Below are 22,168 nucleotides of genomic sequence, written 5' to 3' on the forward strand. Positions count from 1 at the left end.
TACGATTATCCCAACTTATTAAAAAGTTATAAATAATATGCGTTTATCGCAAAAGTCCAGTAGATAAGTATGCATTCCAGAAAATAAGATCCGATTACCCCTCTATCATTAATTTAGTGAACTGGCACTGTCCGGCGTCAGGTCGGTCGTTACCTTTACAGATATACCCAACGCTTCCTCTTTTTATGGCTCAGCCCACCACCACAGACCGCCGATCTACACCGCCCCGCCAGAATACGCGGCGGCAGGAGCGCCCCGAAAAAGGCCGGCGCGAAAAAGAGGCGGCTCCCAGCCGAAACTGGTCATTACCCTTCGAGCGGGTTCGGGCCGACGAACGGACCAACCTCACCGTAGGCGTACTGTTGATGCTGCTGGCCGTTGGGCTGATGGTTGCGTTTGTGTCGTATCTGTTTAGTGGTCCCGCCGATCAGAGCCTGATTGGCACCGACGAATCGGTGAAAGAAGCGGGTAAAGACGTGCAGAACTGGGTCGGGCTGTTGGGCGCCCACATTGCCTATGTATTCATGTTCCGCTGGTTTGGGCTAGGCGCCATGTGCCTGCCCATCATTGTTTTCCTGGCGGGTTTGAAACTTACGTCTGGTCGTGAGCCGCTACCGCTGGCCCGCACAACCCAGTTTTTGCTTTTTCTGGCCGTCTGGACGAGTTTGCTGTTGGGTTATGTAGTGCTGGCCACCGACGCAGTCAGCGCGGGTAGCGTCTGGTGTGGAGGCATCGGCTACGAAATCAACCGGCTGTTGTATAGTCTGCTGGGCTTTGGCAGCATTGTCCTGATCGGCTTTCTCGGGTTCGCCTTCATCGTCTTCTTTTTTAACGTCACCCAACTGTCACTCGGGCAACGTACCCAGCCTGTCGGCGCTGAGGCGGCGACCGAACGGCGCGGTTATGGGGATGCCAACGATACCTACGAGGAGGCTGGCAACGTACCCAGCGATACGCTGACCGACGACGACGCTCAGCCCAACGTACCTGAGCCTAGCTACGTAACACCCAGCCCCATCGCCCCCGTTGACGTACCGCCCCCATACACGCCATCGCTGCCGCTGACGGTCAATACCTACGACGCCGAACTGGACGTTTCGACGCCCCTCGACACCCAGAGCAGCCGCCCCAAAACTGCCGCCGACCTGGCCGGGCTGGTGCTGACAGTGGAAGATGGTACGCCGCTGGCCGACACCGAACAGCCTAATCCAGTACCGCCTGTACAGACGCCCGGTTTCGAGCCCGACATGTACGACGCGGGCGATCTGGTGGCGCAGCACGGCCTCTACGACCCCACGCTCGATCTGCCCCAGTACCAATACCCAACGGTCGACCTGCTCACCAATTACCCCGAAAACCAGAAAGCCCAGGTGTCGGCCGACGAACTGGAAGCCAACAAAGACCGCATCGTCGATACGTTGGGCAAATTCAACATCGGCATTCAGCGCATTCACGCCACCATCGGGCCCACCGTCACGCTGTACGAAATTGTGCCCGCCGACGGGGTACGTATTTCGAAGATCAAAAGCCTCGAAGACGACATCGCCCTGAACCTCGCGGCGCTGGGCATCCGGATCATCGCGCCCATGCCGGGCAAAGGCACTATCGGGATCGAGGTGCCCAACAAAAACCGCGAAATGGTATCGATGCGGTCGATGATCGTCAGCGAGAAATTCCAGAAGGCCAACATGGACCTGCCGGTGGTGCTGGGCAAGACCATCTCCAACGAAATTCTGGCGGTCGATCTGGCCAAGATGCCACACCTGCTGATGGCCGGCGCCACTGGCCAGGGTAAATCCGTTGGCCTGAACGTGCTGCTGACCAGCCTGCTTTACAAGAAACACCCGGCCCAGCTGAAGTTTGTACTGGTTGATCCCAAGAAGGTCGAACTGACTCTTTTCAACAAGATTGAGCGGCACTTCCTGGCCAAACTACCTGACGCCGAGGAGGCTATTATCACCGATACCAAAAAGGTGGTAAACACGCTGAATTCGCTCTGTATTGAGATGGACAACCGCTACGACCTGCTGAAAGATGCGGGCGTACGAAATATCAAAGAGTACAACGCCAAGTTCACCAACCGGAAGCTGAACCCCGAACGCGGCCATCGCTACCTGCCTTATATCGTCCTGATTATTGATGAGCTGGCCGACCTGATGATGACCGCCGGGAAGGAAGTCGAGCAGCCGATTGCCCGGTTGGCGCAGTTGGCGCGGGCCATCGGCATTCACCTCGTGGTGGCCACGCAGCGGCCCTCGGTCAACGTCATTACGGGTTTGATCAAAGCGAACTTCCCGGCGCGGCTGTCGTTTAAAGTGACGTCGAAAATCGATTCACGCACCATTCTCGACGCCGGTGGCGCCGAGCAGCTGGTAGGCATGGGTGATATGCTGCTGTCGTCCAACTCCGACATTATCCGGCTGCAATGCCCCTTTGTCGACACCAACGAAATCGAAGAAATCTGCGAGTTTGTGGGCGCGCAACGCGGCTACGACGACGCGTATGTACTGCCTGAATTCTACGGCGATGAGGCTACTACGCAGGCCGAAGACAAAGACGTGGATCTGACCAACCGCGACCCGATGTTCGACGAGGCCGCCCGCCTGATCGTGACGCATCAGCAGGGCAGTACGTCGCTCATTCAACGCCGCCTTAAGTTGGGCTATAACCGCGCCGGTCGCCTCATCGACCAGCTGGAGAAAGCGGGTATCGTGGGGCCTTTTGAAGGAAGCAAAGCCCGTGATGTGCTCGTGCACGACGCAGCCCATCTGGAAGAAGTACTCAAATCACTCGGCTGAATTACGCCCGGCGTGCCGTCACCCAGCGGGGCAAAAGAGCCCTATTCGGGGTTACAAAGCGTTTCCCCTTCGACAATGATTGTAGCCAGCTGTTCAACAGTGGCGGGTTTCGTCATGAAGGCGCAGGCACCCAGCGCATAGCTCCGTTCTCGATCATCGGCCGTGCTCGACGTCGTCAAGATCGCGACCGGAACCTGCTGCCAGGCCGGATGCGCCTTGAGGGCAGCCAACGTCTCAAAACCAGTGAGGCGAGGCATATTTAGGTCCAGAATAATCAAGTTGGGCAATGCGGCGTTGGGGTGTTCGCTGAGGTGGTCAATAAGTGCCTGTCCATCGCAAAAACTGGTCAACGCCCACGCGGGAAAATGCTTGGTGAAAGTCAGCTGAGCCAGATAGATATCGTCGTCATCATCGTCCACCAAAAAAATTGTCGACTGTGTCATTGAAGTGTGAAGCCGGTTCCTAAAAGAGGTAAGTTTTCGCAGCTAGTTTACTAAATGCCACCCCATTAAGTAGTTTACGAGGCGGTACAATGATCAAATATACGTCTATAAGCCCTAGAAACCTGTAACAACATGTTTGTTGGACTAGCCGATTGGGTTCAGACGCTTAAACTTTTTGAGTGTTAAACTCATCTAAGCTGAAAGCCGTTAACCAATTTAGCACCTGTTAAACGACAACCGTTATACGTTAGGTTCTGCATGGCGAACAGTTTCGTGTATGCTGTTTGCTGATCGGCCAACGAACCAATTCAACAATACCCAAATCAGAATGAAGAAACTACTGAGTGCCGGTCTTTTACTGCTTCTTTCGTTTTCATCGCTCATGGCTCAGAAAGATAAACGGGCCGAAGCTATTCTAGATGCTATGAGTGCCCGGTACAAAGCCCTGAATAGTTACCAGGCTACGTTTAGTTACGCGGCAGGTAGCGAAGCCTATAAAGGAGACATTTCGGTGAAAGGGCGCATGTTCCGGCTTAAGACGGCGGGGCAGGAAGTGTTTACCGACGGCAAAGTCATGTCGACCTACGTGAAAGAAGCCAACGAAGTCAATGTGCAGGACTACGACGCCAGCGCATCCGGTGATTTCAACCCGACCAAGATTTATTCGATGTACAAAAAAGGGTTCAACTACACATACCTGCGCGAGCAGAAAGTGGGGGGCCGCACCGTGGATGTGGTCGAACTGAAACCCGAGAAAAAGAACACGCAGATCACCTCCGTGCAGATCAGTGTCGACCGCGCCGACAAATCGGTGCGCAGTTGGCTGCTTACCGACAAGAGCGGCAAGAAAACGAGCTATACCATCAGCAAGTTTGTGCCAAACCCCAACTTGCCCGATAGCTACTTTGTGTTCGACAAAAGCAAATATCCGGGTGTAGAAGTGGTGGATTTGCGGTAGTCGCTTCCTCAAAATTTACGGCCGTTGCCGCGCAGGGCACCGTGTTGGATGATACGCCAGTTTGTCTGGTGATCAGTCAATACGGTGCCCTGTTTGCGTTTCGCACAACCGACGATGCCGCGCGTGCCAAATCGCGCTAACTTACCCACCACTTTTGTTCCCTTGCCTATGCCCCCCCTTCAGACCGAATTCCCGGCGGGTCGTTTGCTGTCCGTCGATGCCTATCGGGGCTTTGTCATGCTCCTGATGATGGGCGAAGTGTTGCATTTCGACCACCTGCACGAGGCCTTCCCCGGCAGCGGCTTCTGGGCCTTGCTGGCTTATCACCAAAGCCACGTCGACTGGTCGGGTTGTTCGCTGCACGATCTTATTCAGCCTTCGTTTTCGTTTCTGGTGGGTGTGGCGCTGCCCTACTCCATCGCCAGCCGGCAGCTGAAAGGGCAGTCGGCAGGAGTTCAGTTTGGCCATGCACTCCGGCGGTCGCTCATCCTGATCCTGTTGGGCATTTTCCTGCGCTCTACCCACGCCTCGCAGACGTATTTTACGTTCGAAGACACCCTTACGCAGATTGGGCTGGGTTATCCCGTTCTGTTTCTGCTGGGGTACGTTCGGCCACGGTGGCAGTGGGTCGCGCTGGGCGTGATTTTAGTTGGCTATTGGCTGCTGTTTGTTGGCTACCCGGCGCCCGGTCCGGCTTTTGCGTACCCCGCCGTGAGCGTACCCGCCGACTGGCCTCATCACTATACTGGGTTGATGGCCCATTTCAACAAAAACAGCAACGTAGCCTGGGCCTTCGACACCTGGTTTCTGAACTTGTTTCCGCGCGAAAAGCCGTTTCTGTTCAACGGCGGCGGCTACGCAACCCTGAGCTTCATCCCGACGCTGGGCACCATGCTGCTCGGTCTGATAGCCGGTCAGTGGCTACGGCTGAACCTCTCCCCGACCGATTTACTCCGCCGACTCGTACTGGCGGGATTCGTCGGGCTGGCGGCAGGTACGTTGTTCGAGCTACTGGGTATCTGCCCCGTCGTCAAACGCATCTGGACTCCGGCCTGGGTGCTGTTCAGCGGGGGGTGGTGCTTTTGGCTACTGGCATTTTTCTACGGCGTCGTCGATGTGGGGCAAAAGCAGCGCTGGGCCTTTCCACTCGTGGTCATTGGCATGAACTCGATTGCCATTTATTGCCTCGTGCACCTGATCGAAGGTTTTATCATCAACTCCTTCTACACTCATCTGGGGCACCGCCCTTTTCAGGTAGTCGGCGCGGCCTACGAACCCCTGCTGGTTGGCCTTACGACCCTGCTGGTTTACTGGCTGTTGCTGCTGTGGATGTACCGTCGGAAGCTATTTATTCGCATCTGACGATACCATTGGGCATCAGCCGGTTAGATAATACCAAGGCATCGACCAACGTACCTGCGCGGCCCCGCAGTTGCTGCTGCGTTCGGTAGAATGCCTCTCTGGCTGGCTTATCGCTTCACACACATCCGCCTTATGCGCCAATTAGCCCTGCTTCTCACCTGCGTTCTGGTCACCGGTTTTTGTTTCGGACAAGCCCGGCCCAAAGCCGACCAATGGATTGAACTCTTCAACGGAAAAGACCTTACCGACTGGGCTGTCAAGATTACGGGCCACCCGCTCAACGATAATTACGGCAACACCTTCCGGGTTCAGGACGGAAAAATGACGGTAAACTACGACCAGTACAAAGCGTTCGACGAGCAGTATGGCCATATCTTCTACAAGAAACGCCCGTTTTCGGCGTACCTGCTGGTGGTCGAATACCGGTTTGTGGGTAATCAGGTAGCGGGCGGGCCGGGCTGGGCCACGCGCAACAGCGGAGCCATGCTGCACGGGCAGGCCCCCGAAACGATGGGCCTTCAGCAGGACTTTCCGATGTCGCTGGAAATGCAGCTGCTGGGCGGCGACGGGCAACGCGAACGGCACACGGCCAACCTCTGCACGCCCGGCACCAACGTGGTGTATCAGGGCAAGCTTTTTACCCCGCACTGCGTCGATTCTCGCTCTAAAACCTACCACAGCGATCAGTGGGTGCATGCCGAAGCACTGGTGCTTGCCGACTCGCTGGTGCACCATATCGTGGAAGGCGATACCGTGCTGACCTACAGTAAACCGCAGCTTGGCGGCGGCAACGTACAAGGGCACGATCCTGCGCTGAAGAAAGACGGGCAGCCACTCCGTGAAGGTTACATTTCGCTGCAAAGCGAGAGCCACCCCGTCGAATTCCGACGTGTTGCCGTGTTTGATCTGGCTCCGTACATGAACAAACCAGCCGAACTCGCGGCTGTACTGCGGCGGCTACGTACCCGGAAATAGGGCCTACAGGTTGTCGTCCGGCGCGGGCAACAGCGCCGCCAGCTTTTTGGGCGCTACGTGCCGGTAAGCGGCTCGCAGCGCATCCAGCAAAGTCTCTTCGGCTACGTGTTGCAGGTTGATGAGGGTCCACCCCTGTTTGCCCCATTTATTGGGTACGGGGTAGATAACGGTCCGATCGAAGGTGCAGAACAGGTCCTGATCCATGTCCGACAGCTTGACACAGATCCGGTTCTCGTTGCGGTTTAGCGTCGCCATCACTTTCCCGCCCACCCGAAACGACAGCTTATCGAAATGGGGCTTTTCAGTAACCTCGGGAAGTGAGCAGGCCAATTGATGACATGTTTCCAGTTCGACCATACAGCAAATTACGTGTTTCTGATGGACCAAGCTAGCCAGCAGCCGTAACGTACCCACCGGATAACGGATAAACGGTTGCACCAAAACAATACGCGTGTACCTTGTTGTAAACCAACAAATCGACGGACATTAGTCAATGGACACGCAATCAATTCCAACGTTATATGACTGGGCGGGCGGCAACGAAAAGCTGGAACAGCTGACCACACTTTTCTACAGCAAGGTGCATCAGGATGCGTTGCTGGAGCCGGTTTTTCGGCATATGTCGCCCGAACACGCCCAGCACGTCGCCCATTTTATCGGTGAGGTTTTTGGCGGGCCAACGCGCTATACCCATAACGACCACGGTAGCCACGCCAGCATGGTCGCCCATCATATTGGCAAGCACCTCACCGAAGGCATGCGCAAGCGCTGGATGCATCTCCTGCTCGAGAGCGCCGATGAACTGGGCTTACCCAGCGACCCCGAGTTTCGGTCGGCGCTGGTTGGTTACCTGGAGTGGGGCAGCCGGATTGCCGTGCTCAACTCGACAGCTACCGAAAACCCCATCCAGCCAAACGAACCAATGCCTCGCTGGGGATGGGGCGTTCCGGGCGGGCCATATCAACCCTAGCCGTGTGCCGCTTGCTTACTGCCGACGCTGTGCCAGCAGCGCCTGCGGGCTAACCCAGGCAATGCCCGCGTACCGGTCGTTGTCGAGCGACTCGTGCTGCACACTGAACATGCTTTGCATATACTGACTTTGTTGCCAGCGCGGAAACACTTCCTGCTCGCCTTCGGGGTGGGCAGCCCGCTCCCGTTTGTTATAAGCCGCCAGTTCATCCAGCGAGCCCATACGCACCAGGTCAAATGCTTCGCCCATCGCCGCTTTCGTGATAGCCGCCAGTTCGTTGGGGCTGACCTGAAAATCAGCAATGCGCAGTATACGGGGCGTCGACTCGTCGAGGGCGGCGGCAGCGGTATAGGCGGCGGTGCTGTCCATCGTTGTGAAGTCGATGCGCCAGTCGGGGTTTTCCCAGTAGCCAATCTGCTTTTTCTTGACATCGAGCAGCGGCATGCCATAAAGCAGCAGGTCGGCAAACGCGCCGTTCAGAATCGAGGTGGTGGCAATGGCCTTCGTGTCGACTTGCCGCATGAAGTCGCGCCGAAGGTCGAAGTTGCGGTTTTCGCCATCAGGCTGTTTGGTAAAATCGCTCGAAAAATCGGAAGCGATAAACCGAGGTACACCCGCCGCCACCGCCGCATCGACCAGCCGCAACTGCGTATCCACGATCACGTCGTGCAGCCCCTGTAGCGACGATACCACGCAATCGACGCCTTCGCAGGCCTTCGTTAACTGCGCCAGATCCGATGGGTCAGCTTCGGCGATCTGCACGCCCTGCTGTTTCAGTTCCTCTACTTTTTGGGGGTCAGAACTCGGCCGGACCAGCGCCCGCACGTCGGCACCCCGTTTGCGCAGTTCCCGAACGATTCGTCCGCCCAGATTACCGGTTGCCCCGGCCAATAAAATTGTCGTTGCCATATGATTGGTTCGCATTCGTTGCTGTGTATTGAGTTACTACGTGTGGCGACGAATTGGCCACAAAGGTCGCGGGGGTTGGCCAGCGGCGGCTGCACATTCCTGCTGACTTCTTGCGAATTCCTGCTAATTGCCCTTACGCCCTGCCACGCTGGAAGGCCCGTGGCGTTACGCCCATAACCCGCTTGAACGCCGCCGAGAAATGAGCGGGCGTGGCAAAACCCAGCGCGTCGCTGATATCGGCCATGGTTGCCTCATCGGCCCGCAACCGCTGACAGGCCAGCCTGATTTTCCAGCCAATTACGTACTGGTACGGCGACATACCCGTTGTCTGCTTAAAGAGCCGGGCAAAATGGAAAGCGCTGAGGTTAGCCAGGCTGGCCATAATTTCCACCGTGATCAGGGCGTCGGCATGGGCTTCCAGGTACGTGTCGATCCGGCTCAGCACCGATGGCGCCAGCCGGGGTACGTGCGCAGGGCGCCGCTCGTAGCTGGCGTAGTGTTCGATCAGGTGGTAGCAGAGCGTATTGGTCATCGATTCGATGTACAGCAGGCTCAGCGCGTGTTGGGTGCCCACCGCCTGCAACAACTGCCGCCCTAGCTGGCCCAGCAACGCATCGTCGAACTGAAACCGGAACGGCAGCTTCAGATACGCCAGATCAAGGCTTTGCCGGGCCATCGTTTCCAGATGCTCATTGTCGATGAATAGATGAATTGTGTCGGCGGGTTTGTTCCAGGAAACCGCGCCGTATTCCCCACCCGGATACAGCCCCAACGTACCTGGCCGAAACAATTCCTGATGAAACTGACTGCCCTGCTGTTGCCGCACCAGCATCGGAGACTCACTCTGGTAAAGCAGCAACAGATGCTGTTCGTGAACATGCGCGGGCAGTTCCATCGCCGCCGACAGATGATGCTCCAGCCTGACGCCCCGCCAGGCCAGGCTTTCGCTGGTTGCCAACGCGGGGCGGGGATACAGTTCGGACACGTATTTCATTGAGCTAAGACGGCGACGCGAAAGGCAGTCATTGTATCAACCGATTTCACCGGTATTGGTTACTGGATTGGCAGACCGGGCAAGGCTGTAAAACGCAGCCACGCGCTGGTTGCTGGCCCTGCGGCGCAGAAAACCGAGGCGATTCGTTAGTAACGTCCAAACAAAATCGCCAATCAGGGCTTGTCAGGTAGGTACTTGATTTAAGCACTCATAAACATGAAACATTGGTTAATCACCGGTGCCTCGCGGGGCTTCGGTAAAATCTGGGCGGAAGCGGCCCTCAAACGCGGTGATAAAGTAGCGGCTACAGCCCGCAACACCGACGATATCGCTGACCTGGTAAGCACTTACGGCGACGCCGTTCTGCCTATTCAGCTGGACGTTACCGACCGGCAGGCCAACATCGACGCGGTACAGCAGGCGCATCAGGCCTTTGGCCAACTCGACATCCTGGTCAGCAACGCGGGCTATGGCCATTTTGGCGCGATCGAAGAAATCACCGAAGCCGAGGCCCGGCAGCAGCTTGACACCAACCTGTTTGGCTCGCTCTGGCTTATTCAGGCGGCCCTGCCCATCATGCGCGAGCAAGGCAGCGGGCACATCATCCAGGTATCGAGCGTAGGCGGGGTGGCGGCGTTTGCCTCACTCGGTATGTACCACGCGTCGAAATGGGGCATCGAAGCCATCTGCGAATCGCTGTCGCAGGAAGTGGCCGACTTTGGCATCCACGTAACGCTGATCGAGCCGGGCGGTTTCGACACCGACTGGCGGGGCGATTCGGCCAAACGCAGCCAGCCCATTGCCGCTTACGACCCCATTCGGGAGAAGCGGGCGCAGATGATGAAGAACACCACTCAGGGTAACCCCGAGGCTACTGCGGCGGCCCTGATGAAAGTTGTCGATGCCGAAAAGCCTCCCCTTCGGATTTTCTTCGGGTCGATGCCCCTCAAAATCGTGGAGCCAACGTACCAGAAACGCCTGGACACCTGGCGGGAATGGAACGCCGTTTCGGAAGAAGCGCAGGGATAATCCACAAAAAGCCGCAGGAAGTCATTTTCCTGCGGCTTTTTGTTGTTTCGGAACAGCCCATCAGGCGGGCGGATTCATCCGGTCGAAGGCCGCGCGCAGACCATCGGGGGTAGCGTTGGCCATTGCCTCGCTAAAGCCGTAGGTCAACTCGGTTTTGCCTTGTGTCAACTGCTCGAATACGGCGTCGATAAACCCACTTACGGGCGGCGCCTGATCGTGCAGGCCTTTCCCACCCAGATCGGTATTCAGTGCGGGCGGGATCAGTTCGATCACGTCGATGCCTTTGGGCGCCAGTAGGTACCGCAATGACAGGGTAAACGAGTGAAAAAACGCCTTCGTTGCCGAATAAACCGGCACCTTCGTCAGCGGCACAAAAGCCAGCCCTGACGTCACGTTCATCACGGTCTTCAGGGCTGGCAGGTTGGCAAACAGCGCCGTCAGGTGTAGCGGCGCTTCGATATTCACCGCGATTTCGTCTTTCGCCCGCTCATAAAACGCGTCGTCGGTAACCGACATCCACTGCTGGATCCCCGCGTTGTTCACCAGCACGTTCAGGTCGGCATGTTCGGCACGTACCCAGTCGTAGAGCGCCTGCCGGTCGTCGGCCCGCGCCAGATCACACACCCGCGTGATCACCGACGGAAACCGGGCCGCGACGTCGGCCAGCGCGGCTTCGCGGCGACCACAGATAATGACCGCGTTGTTTTCCTGAATGAACCGTTCGGTCAGGCCCAGGCCGATGCCCGACGCGCCGCCCGTAATCAGGATTTTGTTATTCGACAGATTCATGCGCTTGCGTTGTTCGACACGTTTGTGTCTTTTTTCCGATAAGCAAATAACCGCCCCCAATGGCCGATCGCAAACGCTTCATTAAAACTTCACACACAACATTGCGGCCAACCCGCTATCTTCATTAGTCAGTCACCTCTATGGGTATGTCTTCCCGATCGTTTCACCACCTGTTTCAGTTCGTTTGCTGGCTGGCTGTCACTTGGGCTGGTTGCGGCTCTGTTTGGGGGCAATCAGGGCGTTCCCGCCAACCCGACTCGACGTTCAGGCAACTAAAAGCAGCTCTGAACCGGGCCGTCGAGCAGCAGGATCTGCCCGCTGAAAACACCCTTCGGCAGCAAATCGGCCTCCTTTTTTACCATCAGGGCAATTATACCCAGGCGATTGATTACCTGCTTCAGGCCCAAAAGGGCTACCGGGCCGTGGGCGCCGGTGATGACCTAGCCAACAACCTGAACGAGCTGGGAACGGTCTACTATTACAATCGGCAGAGCGCCCTTGCCCGAAAGCAGTTTGACGAGGCACTGACCATTTACCGCCGCACGGGCAACCGGTCGGGCATTGCCCGGACGTATGGCCACATCGGCCACCTGTTCGAGAAAGAGCAGAACCTTGCGCAGGCATTTGCCTATCAGAAACGCGCCCTCGCCCAGTACCAAACTACGCAGGACGAAGCCGGGCTGGGCAAAATCTACGAGAACATCGGGAGCATTTTTGAGGATCAGGCCCGCTACGACTCCGCGCGGTACTATTACCAACACGCCCTATTGTTGAGCCAGAAAAGTGGCCGCACAGTCGATCAGCTCGAAATCATCAACAACCTCGGCGACCTCTACCGTAAAACAGGCCAATATGACTCGGCACTGACCTACTACCGGCAGGTGGTGGCTACCGCCCAACGGACGCAGGAGACTTACCAGCTCAACGGCGCCTACCGCGATTTGGGCAAAACCTATCAGCTCCTAAACCGCCACGACAGCGCCTACGCTTATTTTGAGCGGAGCCACGACCTCACCGACGAGTTGTATGCGGTGGGCAACAACCAGCAGATTGCCCTGTTGCAGACCCTCTTCGACGTTGAGCAGAAAGACAACGAGATTGCCCGGCTCAGCACCGAAAAGCGAATCAACACGATTTTGTCGCTAACCGCCGGGCTGGTCTTGCTCCTGTTGGGTGGCCTGGCGGCGGTCATTATCAGTCGGCAGCGGCTCAAGATTCGGAATGAACGCGCGCTGAACGAACAAAACCGGCAGATCTTCGACACCCAGCGCGCCCTGATGGAGGCCGAAATGACCAACCAACAGCTGGCCGAAGAGAACCTTCGCTACCAACTCGCCCTGCAAGGCAAAGAGCTGTCTTCACATACCCTCCACCTGATCCAGAAAAATCAGGTGCTTGAAGAACTCAAAAACGACCTGACGACCCTCCTCAACGACGACAAGCGAGACCAGCGGAAACAACTGAAACAACTGGTCCAGAAGATTGGGCAGAGTTTCAGCACCGACAAGAACTGGGACGACTTCCGGGCGACGTTCGATCAGGTTCACCCTCATTTCTTCACCGAACTGACCCGCCAGTTTCCCGAGTTGACGCCAACCGACCTTCGCCTCATTGCCCTGCTCAAGATGAACCTACCCTCGGGCGAGATGGCTACCATGCTGGGCATCTCGCCCGACAGCCTGCGTGTAGCCCGGTATCGGCTCCGCAAAAAGTTAGGGCTCGCCGAAGGTGAATCGCTCACCACGTACCTGCTCCGGTATGCGGCCCAGCCCACCGGCTCTCCGGCGGCTTCATCCTGAGGCAACAGTACGATAACAATAAGATAATGGCAGGATATTTACCCCCCAAACCACTGATTGTTAGCATCTTATATTTAAAATAGCAGTAATGTTGCTCTGCTGTTAACGGCGCGGGCGACGTTGTTGCTTTCTTGCTTACGGTTGTTAGTTGCCCCGCTGGCGACGGGCCATACACCTTTGTGGCGTCAATCGCTGGCGACACTGCTGGCAACCGTCATGAGATTATCTTCTTTCGTATGGCTCATTCTTGTACTGCTTCCTCTCGCCGGTTGGTCGGGTAGCATTCAGGGCAAAATACGCGATGCGGCCACGGGTGAGCAGGTCATCGGCGCCAATCTGATTCTGGAAAACACGAAGTACTACGGGGTATCGGGCCTGGATGGCAGCTACACCCTGCGCAACGTACCCGCCGGTACATACCGCCTCCGAATCAGCTACCTCACTTACAAAACCAGTGTCCGAGACCTGACCGTCGGCACCGAAGCGGCAGTCACCCTCGACATTGCCCTGGAATCGGCCGAGCAGACCCTGACGGAAGTGACCGTTATGGCTAAACGCGATGGGAGCAGTGATCGAAGCGCCCGCGACCTCGAACGCAACGCCCTCCAGGTGACCAACATCGTGTCGGGGCGCAGCATCGAACTCTCGCCCGATCTCACCGTCGCCAACGTCATTCAGCGCGTGTCGGGCATTTCCATCGAACGTAATTCCAACGGCGATGGGCAGTATGCCATTCTGCGGGGCATGGACAAACGCTACAACTACACGCTGGTGAACGGCGTGAAAATCCCTAGTCCTGACAACCGATACCGCTACGTTCCGCTCGACATCTTCCCGTCCGAATTGCTCGATCGGCTGGAAGTGTATAAGGCCCTGCTTCCCAGCCAGGAAGGCGACGCCATCGGCGGTGCGATCAACATGGTGATGCGTGACGCCCCCAACCAGCGAACGGTGCAGGCAAACCTGGCCACGGGGTATACTAGCCTCTTCGTCGACCGGCCTTTCACGAGTTTCGATACCCGCGCAATCAGTGCGCAGTCGCCCTATGAGCGCTTTGGCAACCAGTATAGCGCCACCGCCGCCGACTTCAACGCGGCCCCAAGCACCTACACCAACCGCCAGCCGACGCCCAATGTGCTGGGTGGCTTCGCCGTTGGCGATCGCTTCCTGAACCGGCGATTGGGGATTGTGCTGGCGGGCAGTTTTCAGCAGACGTACCGGGGAAGTAGCAGCCTGTTTTTCAACGGCGACGTGGTCGATACGCTACGCGGCGTGGTGCTGAGCCAGCAGGCCGAACGCCAATACTCCGAACGCCAGACGCGTTACGGCCTGCACAGCAAGGTTGATTTCCGGCTGTCGGATCGGCATAAGTTGCAGTGGTATACGGCGTTTATCAGCCTGACCAACGCGCAGATCCGCGACACCAAACAAACGCAGTTGGGTATTGGTGGCTACAGCGCCGAATTGGGCAATGCGTCGCTGTCCTTTGCCACCCGCTCCCGCCTCACCCAACAGCAGATTGCCACGAGCACGCTTCAGGGCACACACACCCTGGCCGAGGCGCTGAGCGTAAGCTGGTCTGGCGTGTATTCGCGGGCCACCAACAACGTACCTGACCAGACCAATATCCCGTTGTTGGGCATCCGAAAGGCGTTCGTCGAAACCCGCACGACGGTCAGCGATGGCTACCGGCGGTGGGAGCACAACACCGATCAGGACCTGGCCGCCTACCTGAACCTGACTTACCGACGGGCCGTAGCGGGCCTTCCAATCGAATGGATGGTGGGTGGGCTGTACCGCGACAAACAACGAACCAATTTCTACAACAACTACCAGCTGCGCCCGACTAATGCGCTGGCCCTGTTTGGCACCGATTTCACCGATTATAACCAGATTCGCTGGACGGTGCAGAACCCGCTCGGTTCGGTCGCATCGGCTTTGAACTACGACGCGACGGAGCAACTTTCGGCTGGGTACGTTCAGTTTCGCACCCTCGACCGTCCGCTGGAAGCCGTGGGCGGGGTGCGTGTCGAGCATACCAGCCAGGGCTACGCCATGAAATTCCCGATCGGTGAAGACTTTCCGACGGGTAGCCAGCTATACACCGATCTGCTGCCCAGCCTGCATCTGCGCTATCGGCTTAGCGACGGCCGCACCAACTGGCGGGCTTCTTACTTCCGGTCGCTGAATCGGCCGGGCTTCTTCGAGATTGTGCCGTATCGCATTGTCAACGAGGAGTATCAGGAACGCGGCAACCCCGGCCTGCAACGAGCCATCGCCGATAACATCGACCTGCGCTATGAGCACTTCCCGCGCCCGCTGGAGCAGTTTATGGTTGGTCTGTTTTACAAGCGCATTCAGAACCCAATCGAGTACACCCTGCAAAAAGACGCCATCCGCGGGCAGGACCTGTACTACGCCCCCGGCAACTTCGGCACGGCCACCAACTACGGGCTGGAACTCGACGCCATCAGGTACGTCCGGCAGTGGGGTCTGAAAGCCAACTATACCTACACGAACTCGAGCATCACCACGCCCAAGTCGAAGCGTATCCGTAATGCGCAGGGCGATCTACAGACCATTTCGGTGAGCCAGACCCGGCCGCTCTACGGGCAGTCGGCACACGTTGCCAACCTGTCACTGCTGTACAAAGACGCCAAACGTGGCTGGGACGCCCAACTGGCCGCCAGCTACACGGGTGAGCGCATCACCACCGTTTCGCAGTTTGTCGACAATGATCTCTGGCAGAAAGCCTTCATCCAGATGGACGCGTCGATCGAGAAGCGGCTAGCCGGAGGATTCATCCTGTTTGCGAAAGCCAACAACCTGCTGAACACACCCCTGGAGGTTTACATCAAAAATGGCAACGCCCAGAACACCGGCGTCCCCGAACAGAACCCGGCGGCCGGCCAAACCCTGATCCGGCGCGATGTCTACGGGCAATCGTACTTGCTGGGCCTCCGCTACAAACGATAACCACTTATCAATCAATAACCATGAAATACGGATTCATCATCTCAGCCTTACTGGCGGCAACGGCGTTCAGCTGCACCACCAAACAAGACAACAGCACTCCTGCGCCCGCACCTGTCGTGCAGGAAAACGTAGGCGGCGACGTATCGGGCGTTTGGACGGCCGGTGGCACGTATAAAATCACCAATCACCTGCAAATTTCGGAGGGTAAATCGCTCACCATTCAGGAAGGGGCCACGGTCCTGTTCAGCGACTCGACCCTAAAGCCGGAGTTTATCGTGAAAGGCAATCTCTACGTGTTGGGCACGGCTACCAACCCGGTAAAATTTACGGTGCCGGATGCCTGGAAGACCGCCAAAAACGAGTTTGGTAACCTGTGGGGCGGGATCATCTGCGGCCCTAAATCGGAGGAACTGCTGATCCAGAACGCCATTCTGGAATATGGCGGGGCCGTAACCACCGAAAGTTCGCCGTCGGTGAAAGCTGGTTTTTACAAAGCAGCCGCTGGCAACCACGTACCTGCCGTCAACTATTCGAACACCAATGGTAAGGTGGTGATCATCAACAGCCGCCTGAACAACCAGAACGAAGACGGCTTCTACCTCGAAGGAGGCAAAGTGATTCTGGCCAACAACCTGATCTACACGCAGGGGATATCGGGTGGCGACGCCATCAACATCAAATCGGGTGTGGTAGCCGACGTGGCGTTCAACACGATTTACAGCCCCAACACCAACGCCCTGAAACTGTCCAACACGGGCGACCGCAGCCCGCAGACTTACGTTGTGGGGTACAACAACACCATCGTCAATGCAGGCTGGCGCCGGCCAAGCATCAAAGGCGGCTCCATTTGGGTCGAGGTGGGCGTGCGGGCCGACCTGTACAATAACCTGCTGGTCAACGACCGCTTCGGCATCAAACGCGACCCCAAAAATCCGGAAGATAAGCGCAGCGTGGTGAGCAACAACTACTATTACGGCTTCACGCAGCAGGGCGTCGATCAGTTTCAGCCCAGCACCGAGATCGTCGCCGGCACCAACGACATTCTCGGCAAAAAAGCGAACGACAACGATCCGAAGTTTGTCAACTTCGCGCTCGACAATCCCTCGCTGAACCAGACCTATAACCCAGCCTGGGACTTCAGCCTACAGGCTGGTTCGCCTGCGCTTGGCAAGGGCATCACTACCTTTACCCGCAACCACGCGGCGGGCATTACTCTGAACGGTACACTTTATCAGTCGCCCGCACCAGCCAGCTACGTTGGCGCCAAAGGAACGAAATAAGGTCATTTCTGCTACCGCTGGCGGCCAGCATCGCCTTGACCGTCAGCGGTTTTCACTTCGAAGGTATTCATGAAACGTTGGTTTTTCCTGCCCCTTGGCCTACTGGCTACCCTGTCGCTGCAACGCTGCCGAACCGAAGCCCAGCATACCGTTGAGCAGGCCGACGCGGCCGTTAAGCCGGTGGTTGTGACTGATTCTGTAGCGCACGACTCCGATGATCCGGCCGTGTGGATCAACCCCGCCGACCCGGCACAAAGCCTGATTATCGGCACCGATAAAGAGCATGATGGCGGCCTGTATGTGTTTGGCCTCGATGGCAAACTTCAGCCCGATAAGGTGGTTCGCGGCCTGAAACGCCCCGACAACGTGGATGTCGAATACGGGCTGATGCTGAAGGGCAAACCGACCGACATCGCCGTGGCGACCGAGCGGCTCACGCATAAACTGCGCATTTACGCGCTGCCCGCCATGACACCCATCGATAACGGAGGCTTGGACATGTTTGTGGGCGAAACCGGCGATCAGTTTCGCGACCTGATGGGCATTGCGCTGTATCGCGATCCAAAGGGCGTTATTTACGCGATCGTCGGGCGGAAGTCGGGCCCAACAAATGGCACGTACCTGTGGCAGTATCGACTCTACGATGACGGCACCGGCCACGTGGGGGCCACCTTAGTCCGAAAATTTGGGCAATACAGCGGCCTGAAAGAAATCGAGTCGATTGCCGTCGATGACGCGCTTGGGTACGTTTATTTTTCCGACGAAGGCAAAGGCGTGCGCCAGTACTACGCCGACCCGCAGAAAGGCAATGCCGAACTCGCCTTGTTTGCGACTACCGGCTTCACCCAGGATCACGAAGGGATTTCGCTGTACGCCACCACCGACAGCACGGGCTACATTCTGGTGTCCGATCAGCAGGCCAACCGCTTTCACGTATTCCGCCGCGAAGGCACAGCCACCGAGCCGTTCAAACATGAGTTGGTGAAGACGGTGCTGGTGAGCACCCACGAGAGTGACGGCTCCGAAACGGTTTCTGTGCCACTCAATCAGCAATTCCGGCATGGTCTGTTTGTAGCCATGAGCGACGACCGGACCTTTCAGCTGTATCGGTGGGAAGATCTGATGGGTCGCCAACCCCGCGCCCTGTCGACCCGCTGACCCTCAGCGCCGCCGGGTCGGTCCGTTCCGCTTCTATCCGCCCACACAACACCGGCTCATACCGCCCGCGCAGCGCATCGTCAATGAGTATTAGGGAAGGCCCTCGACACTTTATAGGTACGTCGAGTTGGTCTTCCCTAAATCGGTTGTCAGATGAACGCTGCGCATGTCCAGAAGCCCTTTTTTCGTGTCGGCTCAGGCCACTGGCTGTGGGTCGCGTTCTGCCTGGCGCTTTGGTTCAGCTCGGCCGCGGTAGGGCAACCGGGCGCCAACACCCAATCCTTATTTAACGGCAAAACGCTGGACGGCTGGAAAACCGTCGACCCAACGCACGCCCGGCTCTGGACGGTGAAAGACAGCGTGCTCATCGGCGGCGACGGGCGCACAAAAATCGCCGACAACACGTACCTGCAAACGACCCGAGCCTTCGGCAACTTCGAGTTTCGCTGCCTCTTCCGGCTCTCGGGCGACCCCAAAACCGGCCTGATCAACAGCGGCATTCAGTACCGATCGGTACTGGAAGGCGACAAGATCGTTGGTTATCAGGCCGACATGGGCGCCGGTTTCTGGGGCGATATCTACGACGAACACCGCCGGGGCAAACTCGTGGGCGGCGATCTGAGCGTGCTGAAACGACTCCTGAACGAAACCGGCTGGAACAGCTACCTCATCCGCTGCCGGGGCAATCACCACGAACTGTACATCAACGGGGTGAAAACCGCCGACTACATCGAACAGGACCGCACCATCCCGGCAAAGGGTGTCATTGCGGTGCAGGTGCATAGTGGCGGGGCGGCAAAGGTCGAATTCAGAGACCTTACCCTGACCGAACTCTGACCACTCACCGACGTACCTAATTCCTAACTCCAACACATCCGTATGACCAGGTTCCAACTGCTGCTGTCATCGCTGGGGGTACTCTTCCTGCTACCCGCCGCCACTAGCCAGGCCCAGACGTCCGAAAAGATCGATCGGGACTACGCGCTGGAAGCGACCATGCTGGGCTACTTCGCCAAAGACGGAGCCCGCAACCCAACCCTGAAGGCCAACAAAGGCGATCGGGTGCGGATCACGATCACCAACGGCGAGCTGATGACGCACGATATCTCGCTCGAAAAGCTGGGAATCAAAAGCAAAACCATTCAGGAGAAGGGCACCACCACCAGCCTCGTCTTCACCGCCGACAAGAGCGACACCTACTATTGCTCGGTGCCGGGCCACCGGGCGGCGGGTATGGTTGGCAGCTTCGAGGTAGTCGAGGGTGCTATCAACCAGACAACCACAGCCGGTCAGTTGCCCCAAAAGAACGGCAAGCCCCTGAACCTGAATCTGGAAACAGGTACGTTGGCCGACTGGACCGCCACCGGCGACGCCTTTGCCAACCCCATCGTAAGCCAGGACGACCCCTCGCCGGTACACGAGAAAGAGATGCACATTGGTTTTGCGGGCAAGCATTTTCTGAGCAGTGGCGGCACCACCAACGCCAAACTGACGGGTACGTTGACCTCGGTGCCGTTTCCCGTCACACAGCCATTCGCGGCGTTCATGGTGTCGGGCGGGGCGTTGCAGGATACGCGCGTCGAACTGGTGCAGGCGAGTACCAACAAGGTTATTTTCCACAGCACGGGGCAGGGCCGCGCCACGCTGCAACCCGTAGTTGTCGATCTACAACCCTATCAGGGTCAAGAGGTATTTATTCGCATCATCGACAACGAGACGGGCATTTCGCAGATTCCGTACATCCCCAACGACAAGTGGGCGCACATCAACTTCGATGATTTTCAGTTCTACGCCACCCGGCCCAGCTTCCCCAACGAGCTGAAGCAGAAGGATATTATCATTCTGCCACCCCTCGATCCGGTGCTGAACGCGGGACTGTCGGGGCCCAAAGCGGCGCAGGCCATGACGCCGCCGCCCGGCTTCAAGATCACGCTTGGTGCCGCCGAACCTGATCTGGTCAAACCCATCTGCTTCACCATCGACACCCGCGGCCGGCTTTGGGTGGTCGAATCGCATACGTACCCGGTCCCCGCCCCCGAAGGACAGGGTCGCGACAAAATCCTGATTTTTGAAGACACCAACGGCGACGGCACCCTCGACAGCAAAAAGGTCTTCATCGAGGGGTTAAACCTCGTCAGCGGCATGGAGATCGGCATGGGCGGCGTATGGCTCGGGGCCGCCCCGTACCTGCGGTTTATTCCGACGGATTTCAACGCTGATAAACCGACCGGCCCGCCCCAGAAAGTGCTCGACGGCTGGGGCTTGGAAGACACCCACGAAACGCTGAACAGCCTGCGCTGGGGTCCCGATGGCTGGCTCTACGGCACGCACGGCGTCTTTACGCACTCGAACGTGGGCAAACCCGGCGCGCCCGATTCGGAACGGACGAAGCTCAACGCGGGCGTGTGGCGCTACCACCCGACTACGCAGAAATTTGAGCTGTTCGCCGAAGGAACGAGCAATCCCTGGGGCCTCGATTTCAACGATTTTGGCCATGCGTTCATCACAGCCTGCGTGATTCCGCACATGTACAACATGATTCAGGGCGGGCGCTACCAGCGGCAGGCGGGCAAACATTTTAACCCCTACACGTACGACGACATCAAAACCCACGCTGACCACGTACACTGGGTGGGCGAACGCGGTCCCCACGCGGGTAACTTCCGGTCGGCGTCGGCGGGAGGCGGGCACGCGCATGCCGGGGCGATGATCTACCTCGGTAACAGCTGGCCGCAGGAATACCGCAACGACATTTTCATGAACAACATCAACGGGGCCAAGCTCAACCGCGACCATCCGGCACCGCAGGGCTCCGGGTACGTGGTCACGCACCAGCCCGATTTCATGGCGATGAACGACGCGTGGTCGCAGTGGCTCAACATGAAATACGATCCCAGCGGCTCGGTCTGGGCGATCGACTGGTACGACAAAAATCAGTGCCACAGCCCCAACCCCGACGTGCACGACAAAACGATGGGCCGGATTTTCCGGATCAGCCACGACAATGACAAATGGGTACAGGTCGACCTGCGGAAGGCGTCGGATCTGGAACTGGTGCAGTATCAGCTTCATCCTAACGACTGGTACGTGCGGCAGGCGCGGCTATTGTTGCAGGAACGGGGCGGCAGCAAAAAGATACACAAGGCGCTGAAGGTCATTCTGAACACCAACCCCGACGCCACCCGCAAACTCCGGGCCCTCTGGGCGCTACACGCCACCAACGGCCTCACCGACGACGAACTGGCCGCCCTGCTCGCCAACGAGAGTGAGCACGTCAGAAGCTGGGCCATCCAACTGCTGGCCGAAGACAAAATCATTTCGCCCGAAACGATGAAAAAACTGGCGACGATGGCCCAGAAGGATCCGTCGCCGGTGGTGCGGCTGTACCTGACATCGGCCATGCTCCGGCTCGATCCGGCCCAGCGCTGGGATGTGCTCGACGCCCTGGTGCAACATACCGAAGACAAAGACGACCATAATCTGCCGCTGATGATCTGGTACGCGTCGGAACCGCTGGCCGCCATCGATGCCAAACGGGCGCTGGAACTGGCGCAGAAATCGAAGATGCCGAAGCAGTTGCCCTACACCATTCAGCGCGTGGCGGCCCTCGGGACCGATGAATCGAAAAAATTGCTCAAAGACCTCAACGACCGCGTTGGCAAACTAGAACATTCGCCCCAAAACCACGACGTACAACGGCTGCTGAGTCAGGTGCTAGGGCAGTGATC

At 57.7% G+C, this 22,168-nt stretch carries 17 protein-coding genes; 12 read left to right on the forward strand and 5 right to left on the reverse strand.

The window, feature by feature from the left end; genetic code table 11:
* Positions 1-185: 185 nt before the first annotated feature.
* Positions 186-2,798 (forward strand): FtsK/SpoIIIE family DNA translocase, encoded by a 2,613-nt coding sequence (locus tag FAES_RS01610; RefSeq protein WP_015329432.1) that lies wholly within the window; start codon positions 186-188, stop codon positions 2,796-2,798.
* A gap of 41 nt (positions 2,799-2,839) precedes the next feature.
* Here FAES_RS01610 and FAES_RS01615 read toward each other — a convergent pair whose 3' ends face one another.
* A complete protein-coding gene (locus FAES_RS01615; RefSeq protein WP_015329433.1) occupies positions 2,840-3,241 on the reverse strand; it encodes a response regulator in 402 nt (133 codons plus the stop codon).
* Positions 3,242-3,569: 328 nt separating this feature from the next.
* Between FAES_RS01615 and lolA1 the strand changes: the two genes are divergently transcribed.
* The 3 genes from lolA1 (at position 3,570) to FAES_RS01630 (ending at position 6,536) form a co-directional block, all read left to right on the forward strand.
* A complete protein-coding gene (lolA1, locus tag FAES_RS01620; protein WP_041257359.1) occupies positions 3,570-4,199 on the forward strand; it encodes an outer membrane lipoprotein periplasmic chaperone LolA1 in 630 nt (209 codons plus the stop codon).
* 168 nt (positions 4,200-4,367) lie between these two features.
* Positions 4,368-5,561, forward strand: a complete 1,194-nt coding sequence (locus tag FAES_RS01625; protein ID WP_051054008.1) for an acyltransferase family protein — start codon at positions 4,368-4,370, stop codon at positions 5,559-5,561.
* A 132-nt stretch (positions 5,562-5,693) separates the two neighbouring features.
* Positions 5,694-6,536: a 3-keto-disaccharide hydrolase gene (locus FAES_RS01630; RefSeq protein WP_041257360.1), complete on the forward strand. Its 843-nt coding sequence runs from the start codon at positions 5,694-5,696 to the stop codon at positions 6,534-6,536.
* 3 nt (positions 6,537-6,539) lie between these two features.
* Here the strand turns inward: FAES_RS01630 and FAES_RS01635 are convergent, their stop codons facing one another.
* Positions 6,540-6,893 carry an MmcQ/YjbR family DNA-binding protein gene (locus FAES_RS01635; RefSeq protein WP_015329438.1) on the reverse strand — a complete coding sequence of 118 codons (354 nt, stop codon included), beginning with the start codon at positions 6,891-6,893 and terminating at the stop codon, positions 6,540-6,542.
* 136 nt (positions 6,894-7,029) lie between these two features.
* Here FAES_RS01635 and FAES_RS01640 point away from each other — a divergent pair, with 136 nt between their 5' ends.
* Entirely contained in the window at positions 7,030-7,506 is a 477-nt protein-coding gene (locus FAES_RS01640) for a group II truncated hemoglobin (RefSeq protein ID WP_015329440.1), read from the forward strand.
* A 15-nt stretch (positions 7,507-7,521) separates the two neighbouring features.
* Here FAES_RS01640 and FAES_RS01645 read toward each other — a convergent pair whose 3' ends face one another.
* Positions 7,522-8,415, reverse strand: a complete 894-nt coding sequence (locus FAES_RS01645) for an NmrA family NAD(P)-binding protein (protein WP_041257362.1) — start codon at positions 8,413-8,415, stop codon at positions 7,522-7,524.
* Positions 8,416-8,548: 133 nt separating this feature from the next.
* Complete coding sequence (locus FAES_RS01650; RefSeq protein ID WP_015329442.1) at positions 8,549-9,409, reverse strand: helix-turn-helix transcriptional regulator; 861 nt, start codon at positions 9,407-9,409, stop codon at positions 8,549-8,551.
* A 216-nt stretch (positions 9,410-9,625) separates the two neighbouring features.
* Here FAES_RS01650 and FAES_RS01655 point away from each other — a divergent pair, with 216 nt between their 5' ends.
* Positions 9,626-10,438, forward strand: coding sequence for an SDR family oxidoreductase (locus FAES_RS01655; RefSeq protein ID WP_015329443.1), 813 nt, complete (start codon positions 9,626-9,628; stop codon positions 10,436-10,438).
* A 60-nt stretch (positions 10,439-10,498) separates the two neighbouring features.
* On the opposite strand, the gene FAES_RS01660 is transcribed toward FAES_RS01655, so the two are convergent.
* On the reverse strand, positions 10,499-11,227 hold the full coding sequence (locus FAES_RS01660; protein ID WP_015329444.1) for an SDR family oxidoreductase: 729 nt from the start codon (positions 11,225-11,227) through the stop codon (positions 10,499-10,501).
* A 146-nt stretch (positions 11,228-11,373) separates the two neighbouring features.
* On the opposite strand from FAES_RS01660, the gene FAES_RS01665 reads away from it, so the two are divergent.
* From FAES_RS01665 to FAES_RS01690, 6 genes are all read left to right on the forward strand, one after another.
* Positions 11,374-13,026, forward strand: a complete 1,653-nt coding sequence (locus tag FAES_RS01665) for a tetratricopeptide repeat protein (RefSeq protein ID WP_229364404.1) — start codon at positions 11,374-11,376, stop codon at positions 13,024-13,026.
* Between the two features lie 216 nt (positions 13,027-13,242).
* Entirely contained in the window at positions 13,243-16,002 is a 2,760-nt protein-coding gene (locus FAES_RS01670; RefSeq protein WP_015329446.1) for a TonB-dependent receptor, read from the forward strand.
* 20 nt (positions 16,003-16,022) lie between these two features.
* A complete protein-coding gene (locus FAES_RS01675) occupies positions 16,023-17,282 on the forward strand; it encodes a beta-helix domain-containing protein (protein ID WP_015329447.1) in 1,260 nt (419 codons plus the stop codon).
* A gap of 69 nt (positions 17,283-17,351) precedes the next feature.
* Positions 17,352-18,440, forward strand: a complete 1,089-nt coding sequence (locus FAES_RS01680; RefSeq protein ID WP_015329448.1) for a phytase — start codon at positions 17,352-17,354, stop codon at positions 18,438-18,440.
* Between the two features lie 153 nt (positions 18,441-18,593).
* The gene (locus FAES_RS01685) at positions 18,594-19,277 is read left to right on the forward strand and encodes a 3-keto-disaccharide hydrolase (protein WP_015329449.1); all 684 of its coding nucleotides are present in this window, start codon (positions 18,594-18,596) and stop codon (positions 19,275-19,277) included.
* A gap of 42 nt (positions 19,278-19,319) precedes the next feature.
* Positions 19,320-22,166 (forward strand): PVC-type heme-binding CxxCH protein, encoded by a 2,847-nt coding sequence (locus tag FAES_RS01690; protein ID WP_015329450.1) that lies wholly within the window; start codon positions 19,320-19,322, stop codon positions 22,164-22,166.
* The last annotated feature ends 2 nt before the right edge of the window (positions 22,167-22,168 follow it).

The organism is Fibrella aestuarina BUZ 2 (assembly GCF_000331105.1).
GTDB classification, from domain to species: Bacteria; Bacteroidota; Bacteroidia; order Cytophagales; family Spirosomataceae; genus Fibrella; species Fibrella aestuarina.

Excerpts from the sequence above, each read along its gene's own strand:
- FAES_RS01610 (WP_015329432.1), top strand. The coding sequence starts at position 186 with ATGGCTCAGCCCACCACCACAGACCGCCGATCTACACCGCCCCGCCAG.
- FAES_RS01615 (WP_015329433.1), bottom strand. The coding sequence starts at position 3,241 with ATGACACAGTCGACAATTTTTTTGGTGGACGATGATGACGACGATATC.
- lolA1 (WP_041257359.1), top strand. The coding sequence starts at position 3,570 with ATGAAGAAACTACTGAGTGCCGGTCTTTTACTGCTTCTTTCGTTTTCA.
- FAES_RS01625 (WP_051054008.1), top strand. The coding sequence starts at position 4,368 with ATGCCCCCCCTTCAGACCGAATTCCCGGCGGGTCGTTTGCTGTCCGTC.
- FAES_RS01630 (WP_041257360.1), top strand. The coding sequence starts at position 5,694 with ATGCGCCAATTAGCCCTGCTTCTCACCTGCGTTCTGGTCACCGGTTTT.
- FAES_RS01635 (WP_015329438.1), bottom strand. The coding sequence starts at position 6,893 with ATGGTCGAACTGGAAACATGTCATCAATTGGCCTGCTCACTTCCCGAG.
- FAES_RS01640 (WP_015329440.1), top strand. The coding sequence starts at position 7,030 with ATGGACACGCAATCAATTCCAACGTTATATGACTGGGCGGGCGGCAAC.
- FAES_RS01645 (WP_041257362.1), bottom strand. The coding sequence starts at position 8,415 with ATGGCAACGACAATTTTATTGGCCGGGGCAACCGGTAATCTGGGCGGA.
- FAES_RS01650 (WP_015329442.1), bottom strand. The coding sequence starts at position 9,409 with ATGAAATACGTGTCCGAACTGTATCCCCGCCCCGCGTTGGCAACCAGC.
- FAES_RS01655 (WP_015329443.1), top strand. The coding sequence starts at position 9,626 with ATGAAACATTGGTTAATCACCGGTGCCTCGCGGGGCTTCGGTAAAATC.
- FAES_RS01660 (WP_015329444.1), bottom strand. The coding sequence starts at position 11,227 with ATGAATCTGTCGAATAACAAAATCCTGATTACGGGCGGCGCGTCGGGC.
- FAES_RS01665 (WP_229364404.1), top strand. The coding sequence starts at position 11,374 with ATGTCTTCCCGATCGTTTCACCACCTGTTTCAGTTCGTTTGCTGGCTG.
- FAES_RS01670 (WP_015329446.1), top strand. The coding sequence starts at position 13,243 with ATGAGATTATCTTCTTTCGTATGGCTCATTCTTGTACTGCTTCCTCTC.
- FAES_RS01675 (WP_015329447.1), top strand. The coding sequence starts at position 16,023 with ATGAAATACGGATTCATCATCTCAGCCTTACTGGCGGCAACGGCGTTC.
- FAES_RS01680 (WP_015329448.1), top strand. The coding sequence starts at position 17,352 with ATGAAACGTTGGTTTTTCCTGCCCCTTGGCCTACTGGCTACCCTGTCG.
- FAES_RS01685 (WP_015329449.1), top strand. The coding sequence starts at position 18,594 with ATGAACGCTGCGCATGTCCAGAAGCCCTTTTTTCGTGTCGGCTCAGGC.
- FAES_RS01690 (WP_015329450.1), top strand. The coding sequence starts at position 19,320 with ATGACCAGGTTCCAACTGCTGCTGTCATCGCTGGGGGTACTCTTCCTG.